A 4419-nucleotide genomic window follows, 5' to 3' on the forward strand; every position below is an offset into this window, starting at 1 on the left:
AACGAATGCGGGGACGGCAGAATGGCTAAACAAAATTTACGAAGTCAAATTAAGCCATGTGTCGAAAACAGGTTCATTCTTCTCATTTCCAATTTTTAAGCCCGTTCACTATTGCCGGGTCTATGCCCCAAAGTTTTAACGCTGCACTTAGTTTATCGGTCGACAGACGAAATTTAGATCCTGGTTTTTCATCAATCTTAATGATTTTAGAGCGCTCATTGCCATGTTCCATTATCAGTCTTTGCGCGAGATCATAATAGGAAATATTAACGCCACCAACATTGTATATGCCCGAAATATCCTGTACCACAAATAAACCAATTAACGATACCAGTTTGTCGATATGAATAAAATTGCTGACTCGTTCTCCATTCCCTCTCACTGTGATTGTGTTATTTTCTGAGAGTTCCTTAAGCATTACCGGAACAACACGATCGTTTCTCATTCCCTGTCCAATTATCTGTGATATGCGAAGGTGCGCCGTAAGTATTCCGTGCCTATTGAGCATAAAATCGATAAGATTTTCACTGCAGAACTTCGACAATCCATAGAGGCAATCTGTATTATGGGATGTCTGTATCTGCGACGTTTCACTGAAGGTTCCATCAAGAGCCGGATAGACAGCCATTGATGAGATGTTGATCACTTTTTTTGGTTTAATATTCCTGGCAAGTTTTATAACACTTTCCGTAATGCGAATATTGTCATAGAAGACCTCCATATTTTCTACATCAGATGAACCCACAAGCTTCGAGGCCAGGTGCAATATGACGTCAATCTGGGCCCCTTTTTGCAGTAGACGGGATACTTCCTTTACCTCATCCCTATCACACAAGTCAACCGTTAGAATACCCTTACGTTTCGGACCATTAACTCTATGCAATGTATGACTTTTCTGCAGATATCTACAGGCATGCCGCCCAACGAATCCGTCAGCCCCTGTTACAAGAATGTTCATGATCCTTCAGCCCCAATGAATATCTCTTCAAAGTATCTCTTAACCAGTCCGTCTCTGATTTCGAATCTGGGTATCTCCTGCCCGAGCACATATCTGATGACGTATTCAACTTCCTGGAAACCGAAAAGACTTCGCATATATGTTGTACCTGAATGACGGGCATTTATCTCAAAAAGTTTGGGTATGTTATTGCTGTCAATCCGCAGTTGGAAATTACATGCACCATAAGGTTCCAGCTTCATAGCTATCTTGTGTATGTAATCGTAAATCGAACGCGGAAAAGACCGACTATGGCATGCGGAATAGGTATTTCCATCTCGCAACTCGCGTTTCAGTGCAATCATCTCTTTCACCTGGTGATCAAAGAAGATTACAGCACACGTATACTCTTCGCTGTCATCACCAACGAGTTCCTGCAAGATCGGATCCTTGATTTTCATAAGTTTATCATTTAGATCACCGTCATTTCTAACCACATATACACCCCTGCTTCTTGCCCCAACCCTTGGTTTGAGTATTGCGGGGAACTTGACTTTACCGTCAGAAAGCTCCGTAGCCAAATATGTTTGGGGAAAGTGTAACCCATTGTTTTTCAGGAACTGAAATGTAAGGTATTTATCATCAGCAATTTCTATAACCCTCTTATCTGACACGACTATCTTACAACCTGTTGCCTGTTCCATTTTTTGGCCGTATTTGGCGAATAACTTTAACTCAAAGTCTAAACCAATAAGCAGAATCTGCAATCTTTCGTTGCCAAGAGCCTCGGTGACCGCGTTCACCCATTGCGACTCAGTTATTTTATTATCAAGGATATCAGGCAGCAAGTGGTTTTTATTCACCCAGTAACTGCCCACTGTGTTTTTAAAATAGTCAAAACCTACGACGTAGCAATCTCTACAGAAGGAGGACTCCTTTATCGATTTAATTATCGCTTGACCGATTAAGGAACCGGTACCCGTGATGCCAATCCTTAGCATGCGCCAGATCCTTGCCTTAGAATGGTCGACCACTTCCCTATTTCCTCAAGGGTGTGAGCGTCAGACCCGAAGGAAACATACGGGTTGTGCTCCTGAAGCATAGGTTGTAAATCCCAATAGATGGCTGCATGGTAGGCGCTATTCAGTTCAAAGATGATGTCGTTGCGAGAACATTCAACAATTATTTCGCGGAAGAATTCCATGGGGAACTCCCCAAACTCTTTTAGCGACATTCCCCCCGGATGCCCGAGGATGTCCATCTGTTGCTTCTTGATCGCCGCAACAGAGAGTTCAAGCTCGACCTCCTGGCAAATGCGCTTGCTAAGATCCTTCGGAGAAATCAGCTTCCTGCCCAACGGAAACCGATGAACACTGCCTATTTGAAGGTCAGACATCTTACGTACCTTGCTGGAAACATCCAGGTTGCCCTGAAAATTCTTGATCTTTGCCTCGAATCCGATCAGAATCGATAGGTCGCTCACTCCTATTTTCCTTATTTCATCGCAATAGCCTGTGAAATAGGTGGATTTTCGTCTGACGTGGTCGGTAATCGCGATGATTCTGAGATTCTTAATCCTCGCTCCTTGCACAATTTCGACTATGGAATTGATACCATCAGACCATGTCGAATGAATATGGAGATCGGTATAAGTATCAGAAATGTTAAACGCGTTGAACCTGATATGGTGTCCCACTATTTCCATAAGTCGCTTTTTCGGCTGATATATTAAACTCGCACACTGCTTGGGATGTTGACCAGTCTGTCTTCGAGCCATTGGGCGGTTTCAAGGAATGTACTCTGACAATGGCGGTACATGGGGAGGTGGGGTATAAGTGTCCAAACAGGACGTGCTTGAATGCCTTGTTCCGTGGCATAGGAAAGAAACTGCTCTTGTTCCTGTCTATCCTTTAAAACAATCGCATTCAGCCAGTAGTTGGACCGGGTGCCGGCAGGTTCTACAATAAATGGGATCCCGATTTCCTGAAAAAACCGGCTATACTTTTGGGCCGTGGTGCGTTTGTTTTCTAAGACCCCGTTAAAGCATTCCATTTGAGCACAGCCCACGGCGGCATTGATATTCGGCATGCGATAATTGTAGCCGACCTCATCATGAACAAACTCCCAGGGATGTGGCTGTTTGGCTGTTGTGGTCAAGTGCTCTGCTTTTACGGCAAGGGTTTCATCGTTGGTGATGATCATGCCGCCGCCGCCGGTTGTCACCGGCTTGTTACCATTAAAACTTAAAATGCCAATATCCCCGAATGTGCCGGCATGTTGTCCCTTGTAAAAACTACCCATCGCTTCGGCGGCGTCCTCAACGACTGGAATCTGGTATTTTCGACAGGTTTCAATAATCTGATCGATCTGAACCGTGTGGCCAAAGGTATGCATGGGTACGCATGCTGCGATCTTTCTACCGGTTACTTTATTGTAGCACCTGCCATCCGGTTTCACGATACCATTTTCTTTCAGAAAATCTTCCATTTTTTCCGGATCAAGTCCTATGGTTGATCGTTCTACATCCACAAACACCGGTAGTGCGCTGCAGTAGGAAATGGCATTGGCTGTTGCGACAAATGTCAACGGCTGGGTTATCACCTCGTCCCCGGGCGCTACTCCGGCAATAAGGAGGGCTACATGCAATGCAGCCGTTCCGCTGGAGACAGCGACCGCATATTTGGCACCGGTGTACTGCCGAATTTCATCCTCAAAACGGCTGACATACGGTCCCACATAGGATACATACCTCGAATCGATACAGTCAATGAGATATTTTTTTTCATTGCCGGCAAAGCGGGGTTCATGAAGTGGAATCGGATTGTCGTTTGGATAAAGAGATTTAATAAAGGCGATAATTTTTTCAAACATTATAACGGCCCGATTTATATTGCCACAAATTTTTCTCGTCCTTAAACCATTCGATCGTCTCATGTATGCCTTGCTGTAGGCTGTATTTAGGCTCCCATCCCGTCATTTCTTTTATTTTCTCATTGCAACCTAAAAGTCTATCTACTTCACTATTTTTGGGTCTAATCCGGGGAAAATCTGAAATAATTTTGGCGGATGGATTGATTTCATTTATGATTATTTGCGCAAGCTGACCTATTGAAATATCTTTCTGAGAGGAAATATTAATTTCCTCACCAATGCTGTTATCCGATTCGGCTATCGCAATAAATCCTTCGACCGTATCCTTTACATAATTTAGGTCACGGGTGGGGTGCAAGCTCCCTAACTTGACTTCCTCAGCGCCTGACAGCAACTGGGTGAGAATGGTGGGGATTACAGCTCGGGCAGACTGGCGCGGACCGTATGTATTAAAGGGCCGTACAATGGTAACGGGTGTTTTGAAACTGCGATAGTAACTTTCTGCAATCCGGTCAGCCCCGATCTTAGTTGCCGAATAGGGGGACTGCCCTTGGAGTGGATGTTTTTCATCAATCGGCACATATTTTGCGGTACCATAAACTTCCGAAGTC

5 protein-coding genes are annotated in these 4419 nt (G+C 44.4%); all 5 read right to left on the bottom strand.

Annotated features, from left to right (window positions below; translation table 11 throughout):
- Positions 1-82: 82 nt before the first annotated feature.
- On the bottom strand, positions 83-958 hold the full coding sequence (locus P1P89_22355) for an NAD(P)-dependent oxidoreductase (protein ID MDF1594263.1): 876 nt from the start codon (positions 956-958) through the stop codon (positions 83-85).
- Entirely contained in the window at positions 955-1938 is a 984-nt protein-coding gene (locus P1P89_22360) for an ATP-grasp domain-containing protein (GenBank protein ID MDF1594264.1), read from the bottom strand. Before P1P89_22360 ends, P1P89_22355 begins: the two co-directional genes overlap by 4 nt.
- Positions 1932-2642: a PHP domain-containing protein gene (locus tag P1P89_22365; GenBank protein MDF1594265.1), complete on the bottom strand. Its 711-nt coding sequence runs from the start codon at positions 2640-2642 to the stop codon at positions 1932-1934. Before P1P89_22365 ends, P1P89_22360 begins: the two co-directional genes overlap by 7 nt.
- Before the next feature lie 23 nt (positions 2643-2665).
- Positions 2666-3808 carry a LegC family aminotransferase gene (locus tag P1P89_22370; GenBank protein ID MDF1594266.1) on the bottom strand — a complete coding sequence of 381 codons (1143 nt, stop codon included), beginning with the start codon at positions 3806-3808 and terminating at the stop codon, positions 2666-2668.
- Positions 3801-4419: GDP-mannose 4,6-dehydratase (locus P1P89_22375; protein ID MDF1594267.1), on the bottom strand; the 619-nt coding region annotated here is incomplete at its 5' end. The genes P1P89_22375 and P1P89_22370, both read right to left, overlap by 8 nt.

It is taken from the genome of Desulfobacterales bacterium (genome assembly GCA_029211065.1).
Lineage (GTDB): Bacteria > Desulfobacterota > Desulfobacteria > Desulfobacterales > JARGFK01 > JARGFK01.